This is a genomic window from Microcystis sp. M169S2 (assembly GCF_020245865.1).
Taxonomy (GTDB): domain Bacteria; phylum Cyanobacteriota; class Cyanobacteriia; order Cyanobacteriales; family Microcystaceae; genus Microcystis; species Microcystis ichthyoblabe_A.
This window is the reverse complement of sequence record NZ_JADBUB010000106.1, coordinates 39,732-63,787: the sequence shown is the minus strand read 5'-3', so window position 1 is coordinate 63,787 and position 24,056 is coordinate 39,732. Positions and strand designations below refer to the sequence as shown.

26 protein-coding genes and 1 pseudogene are annotated in these 24,056 nt (G+C 37.4%); 19 read left to right on the top strand and 8 right to left on the bottom strand.

Going from position 1 to position 24,056, the window contains the following annotated elements:
• Positions 1–18 precede the first annotated feature (18 nt).
• The 3 genes from IM485_RS11075 to IM485_RS11065 form a co-directional block, all read right to left on the bottom strand.
• On the bottom strand, positions 19–5,808 hold the full coding sequence (locus tag IM485_RS11075; RefSeq protein WP_287743017.1) for an AAA family ATPase: 5,790 nt from the start codon (positions 5,806–5,808) through the stop codon (positions 19–21).
• A gap of 91 nt (positions 5,809–5,899) precedes the next feature.
• A complete protein-coding gene (locus IM485_RS11070) occupies positions 5,900–6,865 on the bottom strand; it encodes a hypothetical protein (protein ID WP_104396696.1) in 966 nt (321 codons plus the stop codon).
• Between the two features lie 52 nt (positions 6,866–6,917).
• Positions 6,918–8,003, bottom strand: a complete 1,086-nt coding sequence (locus IM485_RS11065; protein ID WP_104396697.1) for an amidohydrolase family protein — start codon at positions 8,001–8,003, stop codon at positions 6,918–6,920.
• A gap of 294 nt (positions 8,004–8,297) precedes the next feature.
• Between IM485_RS11065 and IM485_RS22715 the strand changes: the two genes are divergently transcribed.
• From IM485_RS22715 to IM485_RS11055, 3 genes are all read left to right on the top strand, one after another.
• Positions 8,298–8,438 carry a BrnT family toxin gene (locus IM485_RS22715; RefSeq protein WP_104396740.1) on the top strand — a complete coding sequence of 47 codons (141 nt, stop codon included), beginning with the start codon at positions 8,298–8,300 and terminating at the stop codon, positions 8,436–8,438.
• 101 nt (positions 8,439–8,539) lie between these two features.
• Positions 8,540–8,659, top strand: coding sequence for a BrnT family toxin (locus IM485_RS11060; RefSeq protein WP_306438739.1), 120 nt, complete (start codon positions 8,540–8,542; stop codon positions 8,657–8,659).
• Positions 8,643–8,897: a BrnA antitoxin family protein gene (locus tag IM485_RS11055; RefSeq protein WP_002738362.1), complete on the top strand. Its 255-nt coding sequence runs from the start codon at positions 8,643–8,645 to the stop codon at positions 8,895–8,897. Before IM485_RS11060 ends, IM485_RS11055 begins: the two co-directional genes overlap by 17 nt.
• A gap of 88 nt (positions 8,898–8,985) precedes the next feature.
• On the opposite strand, the gene IM485_RS11050 is transcribed toward IM485_RS11055, so the two are convergent.
• Positions 8,986–9,201 carry a hypothetical protein gene (locus IM485_RS11050; RefSeq protein ID WP_002757627.1) on the bottom strand — a complete coding sequence of 72 codons (216 nt, stop codon included), beginning with the start codon at positions 9,199–9,201 and terminating at the stop codon, positions 8,986–8,988.
• A complete protein-coding gene (locus IM485_RS11045) occupies positions 9,198–9,521 on the bottom strand; it encodes a DUF4258 domain-containing protein (protein WP_016516510.1) in 324 nt (107 codons plus the stop codon). Before IM485_RS11045 ends, IM485_RS11050 begins: the two co-directional genes overlap by 4 nt.
• A gap of 476 nt (positions 9,522–9,997) precedes the next feature.
• Between IM485_RS11045 and IM485_RS11040 the strand changes: the two genes are divergently transcribed.
• From IM485_RS11040 to IM485_RS11015, 6 genes are all read left to right on the top strand, one after another.
• On the top strand, positions 9,998–11,386 hold the full coding sequence (locus tag IM485_RS11040) for a hypothetical protein (RefSeq protein ID WP_104396699.1): 1,389 nt from the start codon (positions 9,998–10,000) through the stop codon (positions 11,384–11,386).
• 108 nt (positions 11,387–11,494) lie between these two features.
• Complete coding sequence (locus IM485_RS11035) at positions 11,495–13,363, top strand: hypothetical protein (protein WP_104396700.1); 1,869 nt, start codon at positions 11,495–11,497, stop codon at positions 13,361–13,363.
• A gap of 221 nt (positions 13,364–13,584) precedes the next feature.
• On the top strand, positions 13,585–13,866 hold the full coding sequence (locus tag IM485_RS11030; RefSeq protein WP_104396741.1) for a BrnT family toxin: 282 nt from the start codon (positions 13,585–13,587) through the stop codon (positions 13,864–13,866).
• Between the two features lie 188 nt (positions 13,867–14,054).
• Positions 14,055–14,327 carry a hypothetical protein gene (locus IM485_RS11025; RefSeq protein ID WP_104396701.1) on the top strand — a complete coding sequence of 91 codons (273 nt, stop codon included), beginning with the start codon at positions 14,055–14,057 and terminating at the stop codon, positions 14,325–14,327.
• Between the two features lie 264 nt (positions 14,328–14,591).
• Positions 14,592–14,882: a type II toxin-antitoxin system TacA family antitoxin gene (locus IM485_RS11020; protein ID WP_002778803.1), complete on the top strand. Its 291-nt coding sequence runs from the start codon at positions 14,592–14,594 to the stop codon at positions 14,880–14,882.
• Positions 14,879–15,373 (top strand): GNAT family N-acetyltransferase, encoded by a 495-nt coding sequence (locus IM485_RS11015; RefSeq protein WP_104396702.1) that lies wholly within the window; start codon positions 14,879–14,881, stop codon positions 15,371–15,373. The genes IM485_RS11020 and IM485_RS11015 overlap by 4 nt, the downstream gene beginning before the upstream one ends.
• 151 nt (positions 15,374–15,524) lie before the next feature.
• Here IM485_RS11015 and IM485_RS11010 read toward each other — a convergent pair whose 3' ends face one another.
• Positions 15,525–16,007: a ribonuclease toxin HepT-like protein gene (locus IM485_RS11010; protein ID WP_287743014.1), complete on the bottom strand. Its 483-nt coding sequence runs from the start codon at positions 16,005–16,007 to the stop codon at positions 15,525–15,527.
• The gene (locus IM485_RS11005) at positions 16,004–16,378 is read right to left on the bottom strand and encodes a nucleotidyltransferase family protein (protein ID WP_104396704.1); all 375 of its coding nucleotides are present in this window, start codon (positions 16,376–16,378) and stop codon (positions 16,004–16,006) included. The genes IM485_RS11010 and IM485_RS11005 overlap by 4 nt, the downstream gene beginning before the upstream one ends.
• A gap of 466 nt (positions 16,379–16,844) precedes the next feature.
• On the opposite strand from IM485_RS11005, the gene IM485_RS11000 reads away from it, so the two are divergent.
• The 3 genes from IM485_RS11000 (at position 16,845) to IM485_RS10990 (ending at position 17,745) form a co-directional block, all read left to right on the top strand.
• Positions 16,845–16,997, top strand: coding sequence for a DUF4160 domain-containing protein (locus tag IM485_RS11000; protein ID WP_080949777.1), 153 nt, complete (start codon positions 16,845–16,847; stop codon positions 16,995–16,997).
• A 101-nt stretch (positions 16,998–17,098) separates the two neighbouring features.
• Positions 17,099–17,443: a type II toxin-antitoxin system RelE/ParE family toxin gene (locus tag IM485_RS10995; protein ID WP_104396705.1), complete on the top strand. Its 345-nt coding sequence runs from the start codon at positions 17,099–17,101 to the stop codon at positions 17,441–17,443.
• Between the two features lie 2 nt (positions 17,444–17,445).
• Positions 17,446–17,745, top strand: a complete 300-nt coding sequence (locus IM485_RS10990) for a helix-turn-helix domain-containing protein (protein WP_012266232.1) — start codon at positions 17,446–17,448, stop codon at positions 17,743–17,745.
• Between the two features lie 38 nt (positions 17,746–17,783).
• Here IM485_RS10990 and IM485_RS10985 read toward each other — a convergent pair whose 3' ends face one another.
• On the bottom strand, positions 17,784–20,081 hold the full coding sequence (locus IM485_RS10985; RefSeq protein WP_287743012.1) for a TOMM precursor leader peptide-binding protein: 2,298 nt from the start codon (positions 20,079–20,081) through the stop codon (positions 17,784–17,786).
• Between the two features lie 672 nt (positions 20,082–20,753).
• On the opposite strand from IM485_RS10985, the gene IM485_RS10980 reads away from it, so the two are divergent.
• The 7 genes and pseudogenes from IM485_RS10980 to eno all read left to right on the top strand — a co-directional run.
• On the top strand, positions 20,754–21,101 hold the full coding sequence (locus tag IM485_RS10980; protein ID WP_002757647.1) for a rubredoxin: 348 nt from the start codon (positions 20,754–20,756) through the stop codon (positions 21,099–21,101).
• A 106-nt stretch (positions 21,102–21,207) separates the two neighbouring features.
• The gene (locus tag IM485_RS10975; RefSeq protein WP_104396707.1) at positions 21,208–22,200 is read left to right on the top strand and encodes a photosynthesis system II assembly factor Ycf48; all 993 of its coding nucleotides are present in this window, start codon (positions 21,208–21,210) and stop codon (positions 22,198–22,200) included.
• Between the two features lie 78 nt (positions 22,201–22,278).
• Positions 22,279–22,524 (top strand): cytochrome b559 subunit alpha, encoded by a 246-nt coding sequence (gene psbE, locus IM485_RS10970; protein ID WP_002749269.1) that lies wholly within the window; start codon positions 22,279–22,281, stop codon positions 22,522–22,524.
• Positions 22,525–22,549: 25 nt separating this feature from the next.
• Entirely contained in the window at positions 22,550–22,684 is a 135-nt protein-coding gene (gene psbF, locus IM485_RS10965; RefSeq protein WP_002736175.1) for a cytochrome b559 subunit beta, read from the top strand.
• Between the two features lie 10 nt (positions 22,685–22,694).
• Positions 22,695–22,814, top strand: coding sequence for a photosystem II reaction center protein PsbL (psbL, locus tag IM485_RS10960; RefSeq protein ID WP_002735805.1), 120 nt, complete (start codon positions 22,695–22,697; stop codon positions 22,812–22,814).
• A 42-nt stretch (positions 22,815–22,856) separates the two neighbouring features.
• Entirely contained in the window at positions 22,857–22,976 is a 120-nt protein-coding gene (locus IM485_RS10955) for a photosystem II reaction center protein J (protein ID WP_043995402.1), read from the top strand.
• 279 nt (positions 22,977–23,255) lie between these two features.
• Positions 23,256–23,945: pseudogene (eno, locus tag IM485_RS10950) on the top strand (phosphopyruvate hydratase); the annotation flags it as partial.
• Positions 23,946–24,056 lie beyond the last annotated feature (111 nt).

The window sequence follows — 24,056 nt, the reverse complement described above, 5'->3', positions numbered from 1 at the left end:
AATTTTTGAACCATGGTATTAAGACAGCGATCGCTCAAGCCAATCATTATTAAATATCGTCTGATAAATCCGATTATGAACGTCCATTTTCCCGTGACGCTTTACCACTAATCCAGATAAAAATAACTCAGGTAAATAGGGAGTGTTATCAATCTGTATTGCTTCTTGATGGAGGATTTGTCGATACAAGGTTAATAACTGGGGTCGGTTTGGACTTTGAAGAAGGCGATCTTGAATAGTTTTTAAATGTTCGGGTTGATCCTGCATCTCCCAATCTTGAATAATTTTTTCTGCTACTAAGTTGGCCAACCATTGTTCTTCTTGATTAGAGGGGATTGGTTGCTCACTATCCCGCATCAGTTGACAGAGTTTTTGAGTTAAGAAAGGTTGCCCTCCCGTCCAGCTTAAGACTTGTTTGAGCATGGTCTGAAGATTACTGACTTTTTCTGTTAACCCATATAATAAAGGTTGAGCTTCGTGTTCTTTAAAACTTGCTAATTCAATAGCGTTACCAATATTAAAAGGTGTTTTCTGGGGGTCAGTAATTAAAGCTGAAGGTGTGGTAGCACCAAAAAAGGCAAAAGTTAGCTCTTGAAATTGAGGTTGAATCGCTCTCTGATTATAAAAAGAACGAATTAAAGCAAAAAAGTCAGAGACATCAAATTTTAACCCTAAAATGCTATCAATTTCATCAATAAATATAACAGTCGATTTTCCAGATTGCCGCTGATCAAAATCGTCATTAACTAGAAGAAAATTTTCTATAAATTGTCCTAATCGTTGTACAGGAGGCAGGTCTAATTGTTCACTCCACCAAGCTTTAAAAGTTTTCAATTCTTTGATTAATCCAAAACTACGGAGCAGATCAACTGCTAATCCTTTATACCATTGTTCGGGGGTAATATTGTCTGTTCCTAGCCGAGTTAAGTCAATTACTGCACATCTAATTCCCTCCTTTTGTAATTGGCTCATCATCCGTACCATTAAGCTAGATTTTCCCATTTGACGTGCATTTAAAACATAGCAAAATAGACCTTGTTTGAGAGCTTTATAAAGATTGCGATCAGCTTGTCGAACCACATAATTTGGTGCATCCATCGGTAAACTGCCCCCCACTTGATAGACAAATTTGGGAGGTTGTTCAGCACTTTTAAGCAGGTCATTTTCAAAGATAAGTTCTGCTTGAGTTGCTTTCAGTACCTCTAAAGTATTTGTGAGTTCTTTTGTCCGTTCTTCTACTCTTTGTTCTAAGGTTTGATAGAGTCTGGAGTTATCAATAGAGATAGCAGCTTGAGCTGCTAGAATATTTAATAGTTCAACTCTTTCTGAGGTAAATGCGCTAGTTGTTAAATTATTTTCTAAATAAACAATTCCTTTTAATTGACCTTGATTGAGTAAAGGAGTACAAAGAATAGATTTAGTTTTTTTAGCCACAATATAATAATCATTGGTAAATTGACCTGATGAAGTGGCATCATTTAAAACGATAGTTTCTTTTGTCCGAGCGACATAATTAATAATGCTAGTGGGTAAGATAGGAATTGAGTTATCATGGTCGATAGATTCTATGGGAATTGACTCTAGGATATTAACCGTTACCTTATCAATTGTTCCTTGAGCTTCAATGACCCAATTTCCTTGCTGTTCTAAAATCAAAAAACCTTTCTGCGCTCCTGCATTTTCAATGACAATTTTCATTAAATTTGTTAGGAGATTTTCCAGTTTAATTTCTCCAGAAATCGCTTGCGAAGCTTTGAGAATAGTGGTTAAATCCAGAACTGCTCCATCATTACCAGTAGTTGAAATGGTGGTACTCAGTCCTTTAGATTTGTTTTGATTGCTGATGCCTAATAAATATTGAGGGTATTCTTCTTCTAATTGTTTAACTTTGGCCTTTGCACCCCAACGAGTGTAACAATGATAAGCATTTCTGAGATATAGTTTAGCAATTTCTTCTCTACCTAAAGTAAAATAAAATTCAGAGGCACGTTCATAGGCTAAAGCCTCTTCATGGATAAATTCATATTTTTTTGCTCCTTGAATGGCTTTTTCATAAAATTCTTGAGCTTCCCAGTTTTGACCTAAGACTCTCGCTTTTTCTGCTTCAACTAGATCATATTTATGTTGAAAATTTGCTGGACAATGACTAGACCATATTGCCATCTTCTGCTGATTGTTATCTACTTGTTGTAGTAATTTTCTTTGATCATTTTGCTCTGTGTCATGATAATAAGCTAGAAAACTCAACGATGAATAGAAATTATGTTGTGCTTTAAATAGGGCTGCACCGCTTGTTACCGCTACATATTTTTCTGTATGTTGACTGTTTTCTAAGGAGGCAACAAAATCATTAAAAATATAATAATCAATCATTCTTCCGAAATAATAAATAAATAGTAACCATTGATTATTTTGGTCAAGATATTCTTGGAGATGTTTATCTTCTTCCTCTTGGGAAGTTCCTAGCAATAAAAAATCTTGATGGTGATTAATATCTCGTACATTTTTAGCAGTATTTGTCAAAATAACTAAGAATTTATGAGAATACTCTTGATTAAGTTTTTCCACAAAATGAATGTATTTTTCACAATCTCGTTCTACTTCTTCTAACTGGCATCCTCCTAAAAACTTGATAGCGCAATAGGCCTGTGCGAGAAACCCAACATATTCATTGTGTCCTGTATTAAGTCCTTGTTGCAAGCCATAAAGTAATTTTTCTTGAATGACTTGCTCATTTAGTGGATTTTTCCAACACCATATATAAGCATAATATAAAAAAAATATTTCGGCTTGAAATTTTTGATTATCATCTTTTTCTAATAAGTTAATTGCTAGTTTTCCAAACTTATAACCATAATCAATTTCTGCTGTCATTCCCGACATGAGCATTCCATAAAAAGCATAAATCGTAGAAGCTTGTGGAGGATTGCCGTATTTGATACAGAGATAAGTTAAAGTTAATACTAATTCCGTAAATAGAAGAAAATTAGTTGTATTTGAAGCAGAGCGAATTTGCAGTATTATTTTAATAGCTGCTAGTTTTTTATTGTCAGTCATTATCAAATTATCGGCCAAGTCTTCAATCGATTTATTTTTTAAAAGCAACTTTATGGATCTCTGGCGATTACTAATTCTTTTTTTGATTTCATTTTCTTGAAGAGAAATTTTGATACCTAGTTCTGGTAAAACATTGAGGGCAATATCTATCGCTTTTTGAGGTTGAAAAATTGTAAAGTAGTAGATGATTTGTATTTCATATACCTTGAGTTTATCAAATATGTCTCTAGCTTCTTTTAAGATAGTGTCAGATATTTTTTCAATTTGAGAAAATTTAGTATTTAAGTAAAGAGATTCTAAGGTTTCGACATAAAGTTCTAGAGTTAATTGATAATCAGTTTTCCAGCTATTTAATGTCAACAATTCCAATCCTTTTTCTAAATATCTTAAAGCCGAATCATAAGCTGTTGATGCTTTTGCCTTTTTTCCTGCTTTTAGATTTAACTTAGCCAGTTGATTTTTTTCTAACTGATCGGTAATTAATATTGCTCCCTGATTAAGTTGATTAACAGTATCAAATATTTTATCTTCTAATTGATGCTCTGCTTGATATTTTTCTAATAAAATACGTCCTATTTGCTGATGAAAACATTCTTTTTCTTCTTCAGAAATAAGAGAATAAGCTGCTTGTTGTACTCGGTCATGTAAAAATCGATAATAAATATCAGCAGAATAGTTAAAAGCATCTTGTAGCTTATTATTTGACAAATCTTCTCCATTCCATAATAGAGGAATTTTATAATTTTTGTCTAGGGGAATCACCAAGCCTTCATCTAGAGCTAACTGTAGTTCTTGAGCGGTAATAGTTTCAGATTTATTATTAATAATCCTAAGGATTTCTAAATTAAATTGATTGCCAATACAAGCTGCTAACTTGAGAACCTGTTGCGTATTTTGAGATAATTTTTTAATTTTATTCACCATTAAATCAACTACATTATCAGTAATAGATAAACTTTCAATTTGTTGTATATTCCATTGCCAATAAACTTGTTTTGTGTACTTCGCTTTCTTTAAATCTAAATTTTCCCTAATAAACAGGAATTTTCTATCGTAGAGAGAATAAAACAATTGGGTTAAGAAAAAAGGATTACCCTCGGTTTTTCTGCTGAGTAATTCCCCTAAGGGTTTAGCTAATTCTCTAGAACAATTTAGAGTATCGGCAATTAATTGATTAATCTCTCTGCTTTTTAAAGGTGAAAGAGAGAGCGTATTAATTGTTTTTTGGGCTTGATTAATTTTGCCTAAAGTGTGCATTAGTGGATGAGTTGTTTCCACTTCATTATCTCGATAAGCACCAATTAGGAGAAAATAGTTAATATCTGGCTCTAAAATTAATTGCTCAATTAAATTTAGAGAAGATAAATCTGCCCACTGTAAATCATCAATAAAAATCACTAAGGGATGTTCTGGTTGACAAAAAATCGTGAGAAAACGCTTAAAAAATAAGTTAAAGCGATTTTGACTTTCCGTTTTACCCAGTGGTTCTACAGGAGGTTGCTTACCAATAATTTTTTCGAGTTCAGGGATAACCTCAACAATAATTTGACCATTATTTCCTAAAGTTTCTAGAATCTTGTCTTTATAGGTTTCAAGATGTCTTTCTGGTTCACTTAACAACTGTTTTACTAAATCTTGAAAAGCTTGAGTAATTGCTGAATAGGGAATATATCGTTGTAGTTGGTCAAATTTGCCCTTAATAACTCGTCCTCGTTGGCGTGTAATTGGTTTGTAAATTTCATTGACTAAAGCTGTTTTACCAATCCCAGAATAACCCGAAATCAGGATCAATTCAGATGAGCCTTGATTGATTTTTTCAAAAATGTTTAGGAGTTTTTCAACTTCTAATTCTCGACCATAGAGTTTTTGCGGAATCTGAAATTTTTCTGGAAGCTCCCGACTTCCTAAAGAAAATAGCTGAATCTGTTCCCCTCTTTTGAGTTGATTGAGACAAATTTCTAAATCATTTTTAATTCCCCAAGCACTCTGATATCTTTCTTCTGGGGTTTTTGCTAATAGTTTTTTGATAATATTAGACACAGCCAAGGAAAGGTCTGGAATCAGTTCGTGTAGGGGTAAAGGGTCTTGAGCAATATGACAATGAACTAACTCCATTGGGTCTGTAGTTTCAAAAGGAAGTCTGTTGGTTAAAAGTTCATAAAAAGTGACTCCAAGGGCATAAAAATCACTACGATAGTCAAGTCCACGATTCATTCTTCCTGTTTGTTCAGGTGCAATATAAGCTAACGTTCCTTCTAATTGATGGGGAGAGATAACGCTGATAAATTCTTGAGCTAACTGGCTAGAAATACCAAAATCAATAACTTTAAGTTCTTCGGTTTTGGGGTTATAGACAATATTAGAAGGGTTAATGTCTTTGTGAATAATATTGGCTTTATGAATAACAGCTAAAGCTTCAGCAATCTTAATGGCAATTTTCAAAAATTCTTCTAGGTTGAATTGACTTTGCTCTAGTAATGATTTTAAAGATTGACCACCAAAGTCTTCTAAAACCATAACTAAACTGTTTTCATATCGCTGTAAATCATAAGCTTTAATAATATTATCAACATTAAAAGAGCGAGTGATCTGGTATTCTTGTTGATAGCGAGTGAGTTCCGATGGCGTTGGGTAATTTTCTTTGAGAATTTTAAGGATAACTGCCTGATTATTGGCATGACGAAAACCTCGATAAACTAAGGAGTTAGCACTTTCGTAGAGTTTTTCGCTGATTTGATATTTTTTTTCCATTGGCTTATCAGTTCAGTCAGAAAATCAAGCTGATCAATTTGCGTCATCTCTTGATTCTCTGACCAATTTTCATAATTAAAATTGAAGATAATTACAAACAACTCAGGGGAATATAAGGTGAAGGTGGATAAACGTGCTTCAATTGGTGATTCTTCCAGTCTTCACTATGTTCGCTAGGATAAAATGGATAGGGACCATCATGCTCTTTTGCCTTTGCCCAAGTTTCAATGTCAGATTGGCTAACATTGAATTCACTGGGTCTGGGTGGATAAGGGACTGTTATTTTACCAGCTGGAAAATCTTTCCCTGTATGAACAAGTTCTGTCATAACACCATGAAAAAGCTCCCAAGTAACATCAAGGCCGTATTCAAAGATTAGCTGATAGATACTGCCAATTGGCTCCCAAATATGGGCGAACTGTCCATTTTTATCTTTATAGAAAGCTTGCCCACACAGCAAAAGAGCCAAAGCAATAAAGTCATAATTTATATTGTCTGGTTGAATCAACCAACTATATTTATATTTTTTGGGGTGGGTTTCACTATCTCCTAATAGTTTTCTGGATAAATCGATCTCACTTATAGGCGATTCAGCTTCTTGGGGGTTATCAAGCCAATAAGTACACACTTTTTGGTGAGGAAATCTCAAAATTTTTCTAACCAAATTCACTTTTGCTTTCATTTCATCTGGTATATTTTCCGGCTCAAGCCATGTGTAAGCAATCATCTGAGATAGCTTTCGTGTTTGTAATAAGAAATAAACGGTACTCAATTCTGCTTGAGCTAAAGGATCATCCTTAGGTTGTGATGGGAAAAATTTTGGGTCAACCTTAGCTCCTGAGCTAGGAAAACTTGAGGGAGCTAAATTATATTTTGTTTGTAAAGCTTTCTTAGTTCCATAGACTAATTTAGGGGGGTCTTCATTTTCAAAAATAAGTAGCTGAAAATAGTAATCATTGTATTGATTGCCATCGATCGATTTTGGTCCTTGTCCAATCTTTATAGACAAATTTGATTGTAAATTTTGAACATAACTGCGAGTAAAGACCTGTGCCATTGGTGAATTCCTCCAGGAAGTTGGTTAATAAATTTGATTCTACTGTAAAAACTCAGACTGAGCCATAAAAACGGGTAGGATTGTCCGCAAGTATCTTCTCTACTGTTTCCTTAGCTAAATCTTTCTCAAGCTTAAGCACTTGACTAACAATATCGGGCTTATGATCCATGTGTGGATAATCTGAGCCAAAGATAATATTGTCACTGCCAATGTAGTCTATAAGCTGGGACAGATAAGGTTCAGAGGGTTCAACGGCAATAAAGCATTGACGGCGAAAATACTCTGATGGCATTAATCTTACCCGATCTTTGACCTCCCAAGGTGTAACTTGATACTCTTCGTCAAGTCTCCATAACCAATAGGGTAGCCAACCGCAGCCCGACTCTAAAAATCCGATTCTTAGCTGAGGATGACGTTCTAACACTCCCCCTTCTATTAACGCTAACAGTGCCATCATCTGCTCCATGGGGTGAGAACAAGCATGAAGGGCAAAACGGGTGTTAAATCGATCGGCGCCGGTGGTGGGTAAACGACTCCAATGTCCCTCATGAATTCCTACAGCCATGTCCAAATCCTCGCAGGCCGCCCAAAAGGGTTCATAGGCTGGATCGCTCAAAATTCTGCCTTTAACGGGATTAGGGCGCAAAAAAACCGCCTTCCAGCCCAAGTTTGCCATGCGGTGTAGCTCTTTGACCATATCTTCGGGATCATGTTGATTGACTGCAGCGACTCCTTTCAGTCTAGCGGGGTCATAGCTACAAAATTCTTCATATAACCATGTATTGTAAGCACGGACAAAAGCCCCCATCACTTCAGCAGGTAGGCTATCAATGGCAAATAACCACAGTCCGTAATTAGGATAAATAAAAGCCACATCTATGCCCATTTGTGTCATAGATTGAACATGGGACTCTGGGTTATAGCGATTGAGATAAGCATGGGGATGAGCTTGCATCATCTGCTTATTCCCTTCTGCTTGGACTTGTGGGGAGATTTTTTGACTAATCGGTTCTCCTTTGATTTTCATGTCAGCAGAAGGAGCAAATTCCCTAAATTTAGGTTCTAGGTATTGGCCCCACATTGCGGGGGGTTCAATGACATGGGAATCAGCATCAATAATTTTGTACCCGTTGAGCATAGAGGTTTTTCGGCAATTTTCTACCTAAATTATATTTGATTGGGAAAAAGCAGTCCCTTTTTTTAGGCTTTTTTTTCATCCCCTAAAACTGCATGGATTGATTGGGTTAAACTTGATACAACACTTTATTAAACTTAACGAATGGAAGCGATTGAATTTAAAATGATTCTTCATCATGGCACAGTTGTCATTCCCCCTGAATACCCCTCTAAGTGGGAAGGTAAGGCGATCCGTGTGATACTCTGAAGGGGTTTTGAGCTTGACTCAACCTTCTAAAATACATATAATGTATGTATAACATTTGAATATGATCCCAGAAAAGCAAAAACCAACTGGCAAAAGCACGGTGTTTCCTTTGCAGAAGCTGAAATGGTGTTTTTTGATCCCCTCGCTATTCATGATCTTGATCCCGGTTGTAAGCTTAGACGCATTTAAGTTTCCTACTCGTATCCCTATCTACAAGGCGTTCCAGGATATTAAAGTGCAATGTAAGTGCGTCTAAGCTTATAACAGAAGAACGTTTTATTGCCGTGGGGATGGGAAACATGGGATCACTATTAGTGGTTATTTATACTTTGCGGGGTGAAGTCATTCGCTTGATTTCCGCTCGTCGTGCTACAAAACAAGAGAGAAAAACTTATGAGAAAGGAATATGATTTTTCTAAAGGAAAACGAGGGGCGCTCATTTCCTCTCAGGGAAAAACACGCATTACCATTTATCTAGATGATGAGATTCTAGCTTATTTTCGAGAACAGGCTGAAACCGCAGGAATGGGTTATCAAACCCTAATTAATGAGGCTTTAAAACAATATATCCAATCTCCTTCTGAGCGATCGCTCACTCAGTCCGATTTACGCCGTATTCTTCGGGAAGAATTATCAGCCCTCCAATAATGTTGCTTGTGATAGTTAAAAGTTAGGCGATCGCTGTCTGTTTTCAAGGATTGCGATCGCTTTTTAATTTTTTCTTGTCAAAGTTTAGTTAAACGGTAAGAGGGGTAATTTTGTAAAGATGTGCTAAATTGGAAGCTTTTTGTAGATCACCTTGACGAAGGGCTTCTCGGACATCATCTAATTTTTGAGCATCTTCTAATGATAAATAGGGCGACCATCCTTCGGGAGTCTCAATCAGTTCTACTTCCACTTCAGCCATGTACTCTCCAATGTGGATGAGTTTAATGTGAGGCTTTTTTGTCATGGTTTTCTCCTTGTAAAATCACTTGACCAACGTGCTGGATCAGGTCTATAGGCAGTGACTAGAACAGCAGGCGATTCGGTATTCTTGGCTATACCCCAAACCACATGAACGGGTTTACCCTGACTATCTTTCTGTAAGACTAGCACACAACGCCCTTTAGGATATTCCGGGTAATCTTCGAGAATGACAGCTTCTCTAATACCTGTTATCACATCCCTTACCAGAATACCGTCATTTGCTAGTTCATCGTAGCCATGGGCTGATATTTTGACTTGCCCACGGGAAAGTAAAGCCAGAACTAATTGGAAGGTTATACTCATCATCTAATCATAGCATCTCTTTATTCAAGGAAGAAGGCGATCGCTGTCTGTTTTCAAGAATTGCGATCGCTTTTTTGCTGCCTTCTTTTCATCCCCTAAAACCGCTACAAGTCAGAGGATAAAAGGGTTTTGATGATTTTAGTCGCCCGATTAATTCATTAGTTCTACTTTCAGGGATGAGGGAGTCATACCATAAAGTCACCCTTTGAATCTAATATAAATCTAATATAAATCTAATATAAAAGTTAATATTCTACTCAAAAAAACCTATTAGAAAAGTATTAACTTTAGAGATTGCCATTACCACAAATAAAACTTATTCTGGTATCAAAGGTGATTAAACAAATCACTTTTGACCCAAAAGACAAGACATTTTGCTTAAGGCACTATGGCTAATCTAAAAAATTCAGAAATGGATTTTTGAGAGTGTTTTATGGGTATAGAAAGCAATAAACTCTCAAAGGAGATTACCTATTATGGCAAGTGACATTACCCCTGCTCAAAAAGCTTTTGTAAAAGCCATTGAAAGTAAAGTGAACGAGCAACTGGGAAGCCAACTCGATGGCAAATTCCAAATGGTTAGCTATCCATCAGGTTTTAACTACGGCATAACTTATGGCAGTAATGCCTATTATAATGAAGCGACTCTAAAAGATATTGATACCCTACTGGGAACTTCTAGTAGTGGCGGGTTAGAGTTAACTGGTGGTGGATTTTCTGGTTATTATCTAAGACTTTTGCAAGCTGTTACCTTTTCTTTTTCATCCGCCGATCAAAAAACCATGAATGATCAGGATACAGCCACACAAGCGCAAATTGCTTCCATATTAACTGAATTTGAAAATGCGGGAGGTACTTACTCAGATCCGCTTCCTAAACTTGGGGGAAAACTGCAAGATGTTTTTAATCAACTTACTGCGGAATACAAAAGCTTAGACAACATTCCTGATGCCCTCAACTCACTGAGAAATGCTATTGCCACCTATAAAGCTCAAGCCGCAGATAGTTACGCACTTCATAATAAATGGTATCGAGCTAATGAATATTTGAGTGCTGCTGTAACAAATGCGAAGAATCCGACTAAGGCAAACGGAGGGATGCAGACTGGCGATCAGTCCTATTATGTCGGTTATACACCTAAAAAGTTGCCGACTGATAATCAATTACTAAATTGGCTAAACCAAGAATCAAATAAAGTAACAGTATCCATCTCTGTTTCCCATTTTGACTCACAAGCAACCCAATTTAGCATTGAAGGAGGTGCAGGAGGAACAATTCCTATTCTTGACTTTTTGAGTGTTTCTGTTGGTGGCTCGGCATCCTATGACTTATCCAAATACACATATTCATCGTCTTCAATGACCATGAATATCAGCTATCCTGGACTAGCAAAATTCCCATCCATGCCTTCTATCATCTCAAACGACAACACTTCTGGTTGGTATGCTATCGATATCCTTCAGGAAGTTGTTAAAAATACGGGTAAAGATGTTACGGGTTATAAACTTCAAGGAAGCGAGTATAATATCGCCGATACTTTTGGATCAGGAAAAATATTTTCACGTCTAAAAACCTTCGTTATTTCTCAACAGCCTACGATTTCCATGACCTTTAAAGGAGCTGACACCAGTAAGATCGTACAGGACTTCCAACAAAATGCTTCGTTAAGCGTTAAGTTGTTTGGACTATTCACGATTGGTCATGTGTCAGAAAGCTACAAAGTTGAGAAAGTTGAGACAAATTATCAAACTGGAGAAGTGACCCTTACTTGGGGACCACCAGCTGTCGGTGGTACTATCCCCTTAAACCAGCAGGTTGCTTATGTACTCGGTGGTGTTGCTTCTTATCCACCTAACAATATCTAATTAGATATTCCATCTAGCGTAATAGGATCTTAGCTAATCAGATCCTATTACCTTGTTACTTTAACTTCAGTTCGAGATCATAACAATTTTTTTTAGGATAAACTTAGTATGACAAACCTATCAAAAAACACTACACAACAAGCGTTTGTAAAAGCAATCCAAGCTGAAGTATCACAAGTTTTAGGAATTCAATTAGATGGACAGTTCTCAGTTATCGTACATCCTCAAGGGTATCCTTATTTTATCGTTTATGGAGAAAACAGTTACTACAATGAAGCAACGCTCAATCTTGTAGATCAGACTATTTGTATCAATGATAATGGTTTTGGGACATTCTCAAACACCCGTTTGAGTCAGTTATATAATGATATTCTAAACAATATTGAGTTTAAATTATCAGATGAAGATCAAGACCTCCTGAAAAAACGAGAGCAGTGCTATGAACAAGTATCACAAAGAGTTGTCTCTATTTATGAACGTGATGTCGAAATAATAACAGAAAAAAAAATTAGTAAAAGTAAGTGTTATCCTGCGACAAAGATTGGCTATGTTCAATATATTATCAATACAAAATATGATGGATGTACCCAAAAACTTCCCTCCACACTTGCTATTTTACAAAGTGAATATCAAATATTTATAAACGTTTCTATAACTCTAAATCAGTTTACTCAACAACTCGATTTTGCTCAACGTCAATTAGCCGCAGCTAAAGAAAATACTATGTTTCCCTTAGAAACTAATGGTGGTTTGCAAACTGGCAAGGATCACTATATGATTGCTTACACAGGTTTTCCTGTTGTGAATCAAATATTAGATAATCTCAAGAATGCTGAAAACACTTTGAAAATTACTTGGGAAATTCAAAATCTATTCTCTCCTCAACCTACCTTTAGTATAGGAGATGAAAATTCATTGCCAGCAACTGAGGACACTATCATGATAGGTTTTGATGAAAAAGATAATAAAAGCTTAAAAACTTTGGGTATTTCTGCTTCAAAAATTAAAGTCGAGATAATATATACTGGCTTGACAATAATATCAGCAAAACCTTTATTGCTTTCAACTGATCTGAAAACAGGCTGGTACTCTGACACAATTCTTTCTAACATTATAATTGAGAAAAACACAACAGGTTTTCACTTATTCAGTGATAGATATCAAGCCCAAAATTTATTTGGTTTTGGTAAAAAGTTTGCTTTTGTAAAAACCTTTTTAATCAGTGAAGAGCCAACTATTCAACTAACTTTTTATGGTAATGATTTATCAAAAATTGAATCAAATTTCAAACAAGCGAAGTCATTTAAAATTAATTTTGCAGATATTTTGACCGCAGACGCATTAAATATTAAGAGTATTAATCACGATACAAATAAACCATTAACTATAACATTAACTTCTCCACACAGTTCATCAGGAACAATTCCTGCTCAAAATAAGATAGCTCATATAATCGGTGGTGTCATCAGCTATCCACCCGATCAAGTTTCTCTTACTCTCAAGAATTATATCCAAAAAATTAAATTTAGTGATCAATTCTATTTAAGAAATCAAAATGGTCAATATATTGTAGGTGCAGATAAATCTTTGGGATTAAATGGATCACAATATTATCCCAGATTGGGAAACACAGGTAAAATTGCCTTAGAATTTAGAGGTGGAATAGGTAATGTTGAGAATGGAATGATTGTTCAAATCAAAACTACTGAGGAATTTGTCGGTAAATATAACGTCTTGGGTGCTTGGACAACCCCAAGCTGTTATTACTACTCTACTGAAACAAACTATCAACAACAAAATTGGCAAATTTTTAAAAATAATCCTAATGATAAACTCATCCAAGATGGGGATCAAGTTTATTTTAAGAATATATACTATAAAGACCAGAATCTTGTTAGTAATGGTCTTTATTTAACCACTAAAAAAGATGTTGATGAATTTTGGATTATTGAAAAGGTTGAGGATCAAGATAGCTAAATTGCGATCGCTTCTTCTTCTCGATTGGGTTGAAACAACGAAAATCAACACTAATAAAGGTGTGTTACTGCGGTGACACACCTTTTACTATCAGCGGCGATCGCTTATATATCTCTCTATTGGTCAAACTTTGGCAAGACGCGATCGCACAGGAAAAATTGTTATTCCGCCATCAGGATATGCTAAATGCGGGATATTTCAGTTGGCAAAGTGGCAATGATTTGGAACTAGCATTTGAATGGGATAAACAGAAAGCAAAAATAAATCAAAGAAAACGTAACATTTCTTTTGAAGAAGCATCCACCGTATTTGATGATCCCTTAGCTGTAAATTTCGATGATCCTGACCATTCTACAGGAGAGAATCGCTATCTTATAATAGGTTTATCAGATCAAAGTAAATTTCTATTTGTTTCTTATACGGATCGTGATCATAAAATTCGTTTAATAGACATCTCCAAAAATTATAACCCAGTCACAGCTTGCTTTTGGTTTATGTACTAACTAAACAGTTCGATAGCTGTAATGTGTATCTATCGTTGCTAATTCAATTTTACTGAAAAAATATGAGGCAATTAAAATAATTTTTATTCGGGTAGATTCCTTAACTAGAAAGACTTTTAGTTTTGAGATTATATTATGAAGAGGTCTAATTAGTGCAAGATTAGTTACACCCAAAGAAAGGAGATATTATGAACGAGAAAATCCAAGATGAATTAGAAGATGACTTGCGAGAAGAATATGATTTAAGTCAACTTAAAAATCCTGTTCGCGGAAAATATTACCAACAGTATCGGGAAAGTCATAGCGTTACTATTCATCATGAAGATGGAACAAAAACGGTTGAACATTTTCCAGCGCAAAATGATGTAATTATTCTTGATCCTGATGTTAAAAAGTATTTTCCTAATTCGGAATCCGTTAATGCGACCTTAAGAAGTTTAATTAAATTAATTCCTCAATAATAGTGCGATGCCTACGGCACTGCATAGCAGCACGCCCCTTCTTCTCGATTAGTTTGAAACAACGAAACCCAAGACTATTTAAGGTGTGTTACTGCGGTGATGCAGCTTTTACCTATCAGTTATAATGGAAAGGTTTGAAGCCTAGACTTTCATCAAATGATGCTCATCTCTCTGAAAAATCCTGGTATCGTATCGTACATAGTGTAATGTCGTTGTCACTACATTATGTTAAAATAATTAAGTTTGGAATTACACACCCATCTTATGAGTAGTAAAACAAAAAGTAAGACTCCGCGTAATACCCTAAATTTGCGAATTAAGCCAGAAGAACGCAATTTGATCGATATGGCAGCCAAAGTGCAAGGTAAGAATAGAACTGATTTTATTTTGGAAGCCGCGCGGAATGCTGCGGAGGAAACTTTGCTCGAACGTACTATTTTTTGGGCTAGTCCAGAGGCTTATGCAGAATTTATCGCACTTCTAGATGCACCACCTCAACCTAATGAACGTTTACGCAAAACCATGCAGACGCTCGCACCTTGGGAGAAGGAATGAATTTGACACCACCTGAACCTCTGGCTAGTTATCACTCAATCACTGATTTTTCCTGCGGAATTACTTCTCTTGATGATTGGTTGAAGCGTCGAGCTTATGCTAATCAAGCCAGTGGTGCAACTAGAACTTTTGTTACCTGCGTTGACAATAGGGTAGTTGGGTATTACGCCTTTGCTTCTGGGGCGATTAGTATACAATCAGCTAATGGTAAATTTCGGCGGAATATGCCTAACCCAATTCCAGTGGTAATTTTGGCACGATTGGCAGTAGATACTTCTTACCAAGGTCAAGGTTTAGGATGCGGTTTATTTCGTGATGGTGCGCTACGGGTTGTTAAAGCGGCTGATACCATTGGTATTCGGGGAATTATTGTTCATGCTATTTCAGAAGAAGCTAAGAATTTTTATTTGGCTTTAGGTTTTGATGTGTCTCCTCTTGAACCGATGACGTTGATGATTACTCTTAATGATTTACGCGCTTGTATTGCTTAGTGCGCTACAGGGGCAACACGGGGTCAACCAGAGGGGGTTTGCCCCTACAGGTACGTTTAAGTCCAGAATAACTTTGCTTATGGCCTCATGAACAAGATGTTTGCCCTGATACACTTTACTTAGATTCAGTGCGATCACCAGTTATCTTTAATTAAGTTTCTCCCTTACTTAAATTATTACAAAACAATTGAATTTCATTGATTATGGTTTGATAAGAATTAACAATTTGATGGGCGATGATTAAAACCTTTTCCTCATCTAATTGGCAAGAATAAGCACTTCTCACCAGATGACGAAACCGCCTTAATTCATCCAAAATGAGCCTTGTTTCTTCTGTAATAACTGCTTTTCTCACCCTAGGTATATCAACAGACATTTGCTCTAATAAATCTCGATGCCATTTATCCCCCGTTGGGAATCTTTGAGCAATTTTTTTAGCAATCGCTTCAAATATACGCTCAATTCCAGTATAAACTCCATGCAAATTAAGCGCAATAGAATTAATTAATGCGTTTTGATACATGACATTCGATTGATGAGATAATTCTCTTAAAAATATCTCTAACTGTTGTAGGGCTTGAAAAATTTTATTGAGTTCTTGATTAATTCTATCTTGAATTGATAAATTAGTCATAATTCGACCCCCTGAGCAATTGCCTCTAAAATATAAGGATGAGCCTTTTGAACTTCTACTAAATCCACCTCAAAATCCTGTCGATTATCTAACTCTGCTATCGCTTTAAAATAATCTTTCTCTGGTAAATCCCAAACCGCTAAATCAAGATCAGAATGGGGAGTTATTTCTTCATAATTTAACAATGAACCAAATAAAACAACTTTCGTGACTCCATACTTCTCTTTAAGGAGACTAGCACATTTTTGAGCAATTTTTAACCCTGCTTGTTGCCGTTGTTTCATCTCTAATAGAAATTGTTCACGGTTTGCTCTCGCTGCTAAAACTTCAGCAATAATCTCTTGTTTTCGTTCTTCAGTTAACTGTGTCATTATGATTACCCCTAAATCATTGAATATCAATAGTTTCTATAATAGCAATTTTTGTCATAAGCGATCGCCGCTCTTGTCGGTTGGGTTGAGGCAACGAAACCCAACAATATTTTATTTAAGGTGTGTTACTTCGGTGACATACCTTTTATCTATCAGTCATCAGGAGAGCTTATTTATTTTAGTTCTTCGGTTTGTCTTATGCAATGGACGGGGTTATAAGGAATGAAACCTTTATAGAGACAGACATTGCCGCAATTTTTGTCAATTGTTTGCGATCTGGAGCGAACTAATCAATTAAATCTCTTGCCAGATAAGGATTGAGTCGATTTATGCCCCCATCATATCGAACCATACCAAGTCCCGAAGAGCCTTTATTTTCTGCTTAGATCAGTTAAAATTGAGGAATGATCGGCCTAGAAATTGGGTTTATCTTCGTACTTAACCTTAACATGAGAGGGAATCAAAGATGCTGGCAATATCGATGTTCTATGGAATCATCGTTTATAGGTATTTTATAGATAACAAACAACACCATATACGGCACATTAACGCTAGGTATCAAGAGGATGAAGTAATTGTCTCAATCCCTGATGGTGAAGTCCTTGAAGGTTCGAGTTAAACTAAAATGATCATCATCTTGCTTGTTAACTAACGAACAATTGACAAACTGATGATCCTGTTATACTAAATTAGGTATAAACCTTAATCATTAACCCCAACATGGGAGATAAACCCATTTACTGGATTGGGACGTCAAGGGAAGATATTAGAGATTTTCCTGAAGACGCAAAGCGTAAAGCAGGTTTTCAACTGAGAGCTATTCAACAAGGAGAGAAACCCAATGATTTTAAACCCATTCCCATTATTGGTCAAGGAACAGAAGAAATTAGAATTTGGACAGGAGAAACCTACAGAATCTTTTATGTGGCAAGGTTTAAAGAAGCGATTTATTTCCTTCATGCTTTCGGTAAAAAAACACAGAAAACCTCGAAAAAAGAAATTGAATTGGGACAAAAACTTTATCAACAAATGATTAAATTTAGACAACAATTACAGGAGGGATAACCATGACACAATCTAACCCTATTGAGATCACTTTTGGTAGCGATAACATCTTTGAAGATTTAGGATTTAACAGTGAAGAAGCAACTAACTTAAAAATTAGAGCCGATTTGATGTTAACCTTGCGGTCTTTTATCCAAGAAAAAAGATGGACACAGCAAGAAGCCGCCACTTTTTTCGAGGAAACACAACCGAAAATTAGTGATTTGATGAATGGAGAAATTAGCCGTTTTACTGTTGATAAATTACTCAGTCTTTTAGATAAAACGGGAATGAAAGTTAAACTCGAAATCTTCACCAAGTAAGTAACTTAAAATCATCAATAATTGACCATGAACAAGGGTTACATCCACATGGGAAAAGGATTTAATTCATCTTCGGTTAAAGCTTCTTTTAACCATCCCATGCTAACAGGAACATCATACAATCTTCCTGTCCCTAAACGCTTCCACATATGACGCATTCCGGGGATAATGACTTTAGCAACTCTTAAACCAATATCAGCACGAGTTTGGTCTAAGACTAACATTTCCATCCCCTTTGACTCAACAATTCGCTGACACAATTTAACATCCTCTAATAAATCATCACTGGCTAATTGTAAATAATCATAAATTTTTTTGGGTATTATTTTACTATCGGGAACTAAATAAGATTGATTGCTTAACCTTGCCGTTTGCCACCATTTAACCGCCAAAGGATCAGCAGAGGGAGGATAAATCGTTGTCCCATCTTCCTTAAAGGATAGCACATTCGGTAAGATTTGATTAACCTCTGTTAACGCTCGACTAATGGCAATTTTCGGGTCAAAATGCGCCCCATACCCTAACAAAATGTCCTCCACTTCCCGCTCCTTTCTCGGACTAATAGCGGCAAAACAAGGGATATTCAAATCACTGGTAATATCTAACACCCATAGCTCCCGATTTAACCACTCATAATATTGCTTTAATTGCTCAAAATATGGCTCATTAAAGCTCTCTAAATTAACGGAAGGTTTAACTAATTGATTATACCACCATAAAGCCACACAATCTCGTTCCACTAACTCCATAAATCCTTGTAAAATCGCTTCCTCTATCGTATTTCCTGCGGCGCAGCCATTAGAATCAGCCCAACAATCTAAGGGTTCAGATTGAGGATAACCATAATAACAATATCCTGTCGGTAAATACTTAAAATCTTGAGCAGTTAAAGACCATACAGGAGTCCAATCAATGATTTTAGTTTCATCAAAAGGTTCAGGTACTTTTTGAAACCATCCTTGATTCTTCGCATTCCATTCTTCTCGATGTTGATATTGTTTTTCACTAAAATTCATACATTTGTTAGGATGAATAGCTTTATCTCCTAACTCTTGATAATTCGCTTTTTCTCTGATTTCATTCCCTTGAAAAACTCCCGAATACCGCTCAATAGCTTCACAAAATCCACTTGCTTTTGCTTGACTATCTGTACGGCCTTTTCCCGCACTTCTACCTCCAATATTTTGTCGTAAACTGTCTAAATCATCAAAGACACTGCGAAAATGATGTTTCGCTACATAAGTATGAACTAAAGCATTCCCTTGTATCTTATTTAATTCTCGCACAATTCCGGTAATAGGATCGATATGATGTTGATAGGTTCTTAAGGTTTCTTCAGGAGAACAAAAACGATGTCCCCCATCATTGGTAAAAGCCTTTTTCCGATGTCCCAAAACCACAGGTAAAGGTGTTTTATTCTGAGAATATCCACAACTAGGACAGTTCGGACGTTTAACTAAAATATGCTCTTGAAATTGTAAATTTAAAGTATCATAAGTCATCAGCATTCCTTCTAAACGTTGATTTTTACCTTGAATAATCCACTTAAAAACCTCCATAGCCGTCAGATTTAAAACCGTCTGTATTGTCGCTGAAGAAAACCCTAAAGGAGAAATTAAAGAAATCTTATTGTCTCTCTGTCTGATGATAAATTCCTCCACGGGACGATTATCTCGCAATCGTTGAGCCAAACAATGCCAACAACCAGTTTTATCCGTATCAAATAAGGGACCAATCCATGCTAGATTTCCCAGGGGATTAACTAATAACCAAGGCTTGTGCGAGGCTAAAGCTTGTTGATTAATACTATCTAAATCGGGATGGAGATAATTATCGGTTAAAATAATGGTTAAATCTCCTTCATCTGCGACTTGAACTTGCAAGGAATTTAAAATATTGATCAAATCTTGCTGGGGAATTGAGACTAGGCTTTTAACCGTAACTTTAAGAGATTGTAATCGTTCAAAAGCTTGGGATTGAGAAACCTGAAGATGATGGCATAAAATTGCTAAATTAGACGGCAGTAATTCTTTTTTTTCTAACAAAAAACCTCGTTTATATAACTGAAAAATTGCTTTTTGAATTGCCAGACTATAATTAATAATAACTGCAAACGAATTAGGATTATTGGGATTAATTTCTTGATTTTGTAAAGATTCTAGCTGAAGAATATCAATAATTTCGTCAAGATTACGTTGACCATCGATTAATCTTACTAAACGATAATAAAGCGGCTCTTCAAAACAGATTGATTCTCGCTCAGATAGAAAAAATACCGTATTTGGTTCTAGGGTTTCAATTGAGTAGGCTGGATTCCAATCAAGCTGGTTGAACATAATTTTTACTCTCTTTTTAAGGGATAGTTAAGGTTAATTATAGCGTTTCTGATTCACAAGAGGTACATTCCCGATCCTGAACAGCTTAATCAGCAAAGATTTAAGTGTGCCGCACAGATGCGAGAAATGCTATATATACCTATAATATAAGGTTGATAGCAGTTATCTTAATGGTGAGCTGCGAAGTTTTCGTTTTCGGGAACGGGGAGGGAGCAGGCCATTTATGCCAAAATATAAAAGTGATCGCTAAAATTGATTAAATTTATTTAATATGATAGCCAATCCGCTTTTAATACCATCATTAACTACCAAGTTATGGATTGTTTCTCTCTTCTCCCAGTTCCCCGCTCCGGCACTCCTCACTCTCCTCCACCTTTTAAACAGGATTTGCTATTAGACCCCTAATTTCTTCCCTGCCTAAAATTTCTCAATTTTTCGGAATAAATTTGAGTACCAAAATCAGGGTAAATAATCCAAATATAAACTTAATAAAGTTTTAATAGACATTTAAGCCCTAATAGATCAATCTTACTTTTTTTAAAGCCGATATGCTGCCTCGATAATCCTTTTAAGACTTGAAAACTGGCTATTCTGTCAGGGCTTACCCGTGAGAGGGGTCAATTTTCAAGGATAATTTGTAACAGAGTGTTGAAAATTCCTTTAATCTTAGTTATGAGCGATCGCCCACCAGAACTAACCCTAGCCGACCAGGCCCCTGCCAACTACGAATGTCGCTCCTGCGGCTACGTTTACGACCCCAGCAAAGGAGATAGTAAAACCAACACTCCCGCTGGAACCCCCTTCGAGGAATTGCCAGAAACGTGGCGCTGTCCCGTGTGTGGTGTGCGTCGTTCCCAATTTATCAACATCGGAGCTAAAGATGCTCCTTCGGGATTCCAAGAAAATCTTAGCTATGGTTTTGGAGTCAACCGTCTCACTCCCGCACAAAAAAATATTTTGATTTTCGGGGCTTTAGCGCTAGGATTTGTTTTCTTTATTAGTTTATATGGTTTAAACTAACTCAAGCACTCATTATCTTTAATCCAACGGCTCTTATGAGCCTGTAAACCATGGGCTACAAACCCTAATCCGTCCCGATTTCTTGACCAATACCTCTGAACCATTGATGAGAAAACTGAAACAATTCGTAATAGTTCTAGCTGTAGCCTTTTTCTGCTTTAGCTGTAGTAATGTGCCATCCCTGAGCAATAGTCCTTGGCAAATTCTCACCCTCGACACCGACTCGACTTTTGCCGATATCGCCTTTACCAGCGACCTGCAGCACGGTTGGTTAGTGGGAACCAAATCTACCCTCTTTGAAACCAGCGATGGGGGGGACAGTTGGCAGCAAAAAGTCCTCAACCTTGGTGACGAAAAAGTTAGCTTTAGCGCCGTCAGTTTCCACAACCAAGAGGGTTGGATTGTCGGTAAACCCTCGATTCTTCTCCATAGCGAAGACGGGGGCAGCAGCTGGTCCCGTATCCCCTTAAGTGAAAAATTACCCGGTTCCCCCTACGGAATTATCGCCCTTAACGACAAAACCGCCGAAATGGTCACGGATTTAGGCGCTATCTACCGCACCAAAGACGGGGGCAAAACTTGGCAAGCTTTAGTGGAAGGTGCTGTGGGTGTGGCCCGGACAATTGTTCGTTCCCATGATGGTAAATACGTGGCCGTTTCCGCACGCGGGAACTTTTATTCCACCTGGGAACCGGGGTCAACAGAATGGCAACCCCACAATCGTCTTTCCTCCCGCCGCTTACAAAAAGTCGGTTATGGTGAAAATGGGGAACTGTGGGCCCTGGCCCGGGGTGGTCAACTACAATTTACTAGCCCCAATGATCTCGATACGTGGGAAGATAAGGTATTCCCCGAGTTTTCCACCAGTTGGGGACTTTTAGACCTCAACTACCGCACCCCCGAAGAAATTTGGGTCGCTGGTGGTAGCGGCAATCTCTTGGTCAGTGATGACGGCGGCCAATCTTGGCAAAAAGATCGCGCGGTGGAAAGTGTCCCCTCCAATCTCTATCGAATTGTTTTTATCAATTCCGACAAAGGTTTTGTCTTGGGACAAGATGGGGTTTTACTGAAATATAATCCCCCCAGCGAACCGGCCTAAAACTTGTCTCAGGGTCAACAAAGTCTCTATTATAGAGATTGAATTTTTCAAGTCCTATCATTCCGAGGAGAACCGTCCATGTCAGGTAGTACCGGCGAACGTCCTTTTGGCGATATCGTTACCAGTATTCGTTACTGGATTATCCATAGCATCACCATCCCCATGCTGTTTATCGCAGGTTGGTTATTCGTGAGTACCGGTTTAGCTTACGATGTTTTTGGCACTCCCCGTCCCGATGAGTATTACACTCAAGAGCGTCAAGAATTACCGATCATTAATGATCGCTTTGAGGCCAAAAATCAAATCGAGCAGTTTAATCAGTAGTTTACTTTAATTAAGGATAAAAACAATGGCTAGTGGTAATCCCAATCAACCCATTTCTTACCCCATTTTCACCGTTCGCTGGTTGGCAGTTCATACCTTAGCGGTCCCCACTGTCTTCTTTATCGGTGCGATTGCGGCAATGCAGTTTATTCAACGCTAGGAGAACAATTATGGAAAGAACACCTAATCCGAATCGGCAAGCCGTCGAGTTAAATCGTACTTCTCTTTATCTAGGTTTACTCCTAGTTGCTGTCTTGGGAATTTTATTTTCCAGCTATTTCTTTAACTAATTAGTCCCGATTTATTGTCATCGCAATTAGGAGGTGTTATTCATGTTCGCAGAAGGTCGTATTCCTTTGTGGTTAGTCGCCACCATCGCCGGTCTAGGCGTTATCGCCGTGGTTGGTCTTTTCTTCTACGGAGCTTACGCCGGTTTAGGTTCCTCTATGTAATTCCATTGCAGGTAATTTCCCCCGGCAAAAGACCGCTAGTTATAGAAATAACTAGCGGTTTTTTCAGTAGGGTTTGCTGAAAAATTTTTTCGTGGGGGCAGGGGGGTAGAGTTTTACCCCACATTCCAGAATAAAAAACAAGGACAAAGAAAATAAGAAAAACGGCTCTTCTGGTTTTTGTGTGGAAGAAAGAAGAATAGGGATAATTTGGGCGCACGCAGTTCGATAAACTCACTGACCACGGTGCTCCCCTACCATTGACGCAATCATAAAGGTTACTATACCAGTGTCGGTGATGAGGGCGGTTTTGCCCCTAGTTTAAAGGCTAACGTGGAGGCGGTAGAGTTAATTTTGGCTGGGATTGAAAAAGCCGGTTACAAACCGGGAGAAGATTTTGCCATCGCTCTGGATTCTGCCACTAGCGAACTTTGGCGTGATGGCGGTTACTACGAATTTTTCAAATCCGATCAAAGTCGGAAATCTTGCGAGGAAATGATCGATATGTGGGAAAGTTGGCTGAATCAATACCCAATCGTTTCCCTCGAAGATGGTTTAGGTGAAAAAGATTGGCAGGGTTGGCAAGAATTGACCAAACGATTAGGCGATCGCATTCAACTGGTAGGAAACGATATTTTCTGTACCAATCCGAAAATTATTCAGGAAGTGATCGATCGACGTGTTGCCAATGCCTCTTTAATTAAAGTCAATCAGATCGGCAGCGTCACGGAAACCCTAGAAGCGATTAAAATCGCTCGTTCTGGCGGTTATAGTGTCTATATTAGCCATCGTTCTGGGGAAACTCCCGATGATTTGATCGCAGATTTCTCCGTTGCAACCTCGGCAGCTCAATTAAAAACTGGCGCTCCCTGTGGTGGTGAACGTCTGGCCAAATATAATCAGTTACTCCGCATCGAGGAAGAATTAGGTGCAGCCGCTCGTTATGCCGGTTGGCAGAATTTCCGCCAATAATCAGGGTTGAAGGGATAGTGAAGAGCCATAAAAGCCGCTTTCTCGATCCCTCCTTGATAGCAAATCGGTTATTTGGGTTTACTTTTTAGCCTCTCAGGGTAAGTCAAAAAA